The sequence below is a fragment of the Streptomyces sp. NRRL S-87 genome, assembly GCF_000719335.1.
Taxonomy (GTDB): domain Bacteria; phylum Actinomycetota; class Actinomycetes; order Streptomycetales; family Streptomycetaceae; genus Streptomyces.
The window spans coordinates 1-1,990 of the sequence record NZ_JOGB01000154.1; the positions used below are offsets into that span (position 1 = coordinate 1).

1 protein-coding gene and 1 pseudogene are annotated in these 1,990 nt (G+C 71.5%); both read right to left on the bottom strand.

What is annotated here, in order from left to right; genetic code table 11:
- The coding region (locus tag IF43_RS0135485) for an AMP-binding protein (RefSeq protein ID WP_158939690.1) at positions 1-1,634 on the bottom strand (1,634 nt) is incomplete at its 3' end.
- A gap of 70 nt (positions 1,635-1,704) precedes the next feature.
- Positions 1,705-1,920, bottom strand: a pseudogene (locus IF43_RS43935) (condensation domain-containing protein); the annotation flags it as partial.
- Positions 1,921-1,990: the final 70 nt, after the last annotated feature.

Here is a 1,990-nt window from a genome sequence, read left to right on the forward strand (position 1 = left end):
GGACGGTCCAGGTAACCACGGGCCAGCCCCGGCCCGGTGATCCACAACTCGCCCGGCACCCCCACCGGCGCCAGCCCCCCGTGCCGGTCCACCACCAGGACCTGCGTGTTGGCGACGGGGCCGCCGATCGGCATGGAGGTGGTGTCCGGGCGGTCCTCGTCCACGACGAAGCAGGTGGCGAGCACTCCGGCCTCGGTGGGGCCGTAGAGGTGCGCGAGCCGTGCCGGGGCGTACGGACCCGAGAGCAGGGCGTCCGTGATCGAGCGGTCGCCGGCCTCGCCGCCGTAGAAGACCGACTTCAGGTCCTTGAGGAGGTCCGGCCGCTCCACCAGGTACTGGTTGAACAGGGGCGTCGGGATGAGGGACGTCGAGACGGCGTGGCGTGCGAGGGCCTCGGCGAAGGGCTCGCTGCCGGCGAGCACCTTCGGGTCAAGGATCGCCATCGTGGCACCGGCGGTCAGGACGGGCCAGCACTCGAGGGCGAAGGAGTCCCAGGCGAAGTTGAGGATCTGGGAGACGACGTCCCCGGCCGTGATGGTGTGGAACCAGTTGTTGGTGATCAGGCGGCAGATGGACCGGTGCTCGATCTGGACGCCCTTGGGGGTGCCGGTGGAGCCGGAGGTGTAGATGACGTAGGCGAGGTCCCGGGCGCCCGTGGGGGTGACCGGGTCGTCCGCCGGCTGCCCGTCCAGCACCAGCCGGTCGAGGACGAGCAGCGGCGTGCCGGTGTGCTCCAGGCGGGCGGTCAGGTGGGCGTGGGTCAGCACCAGCGGGGCCGCCGACTCCTCCAGCATGAAGGCCAGGCGGGAGGCGGGGTTCTCCGGGTCGAGGGGCAGGTAGGCGGCGCCGGCCTTGAGGACGGCGAGCAGTGCGGTGATCATGTCGACGCCGCGGTCGAGGCAGATCGCCACGAGGGTGTCGGTGCCCACGCCCCGGCCGATCAGGTGGTGCGCCAGCCGGTTCGCCCGCTCGTTCAGCTCCCGGTACGTGAGCGTGCTGTCGTGGTGGACCACGGCGACGGCGTCGGGGGCGAGCCGTACCTGCTCCTCGAAGAGGTGGTGGATGGTGGTGTCGTCCGCGTAGTCGACCGTGGTGTCGTTGAACTCGACCAGGATCTGGTGCCGTTCGGCATCGGTGAGCAGGCGCACCTCGCCCAGGGGGCGGTGCGGGTCCCGGGCGACGTCGGCCAGGGCGGTGACGAAGTGCCCGGTCAGCCGCTCGATGGTGGCCGCGTCGAACAGCTCCGTCGCGAACGTCGCCTCGCCCGACAGGCTCCCGTCCGCCTCCTCCGTCAGGAACACCGAGACGTCGACCTTGGAGACCTTCGAGCTCACCGCGACGGGTTCCAGGGTCAGCCCGGGGATCTCGTACGGGGACGAGGCCGCGCCGTCGAGGCTGAAGCCCACCTGGACGAGGGGGTTGCGGCTGAGGTCGCGCTCGGGGGTCAGCTCCTCGACGAGGCGCTCGAACGGCAGGTCCTGGTGCGCGTACGCGTCCAGGGTCGTCTGGCGCACCTGCTCCAGGACCTCCGCGAACGTCGCCTCCGCAGCGAGGTCCGCCCGCATCACCAGCGTGTTCACGAAGAACCCGACCAGGTCCTCCACCTCCGCCCGGTTGCGCCCCGCGATCGGCACCCCCACCGCGATGTCGCCGGTCGGTGGGCAGCTCCAGCGTCTCCAACCCGGCCAGCCGCGCCCGCCAGTAGTCGAGATGCCGGTCGAGTCCGGCACCGGAGAGCCGGTCCTGCTGCCACAGGGCGAAGTCGGCGTACTGGAGCGGGAGTTCCGCAAGGGCGGAAGCGCCCTCCGCGTAGAACGTGCGCAGCTCGTCGACGAGGACGCCCATCGACCAGCCGTCCACCACGATGTGGTGCATCGACAGCGCCAGCAGATGGTCGTCCGCACCCAACCGCACCGTCATCGCCCGCAGCAGCCGGCCCGCACCCAGATCGAACGGCCGGTGCCCGAACGACTCGACCACCGCCCGCCCC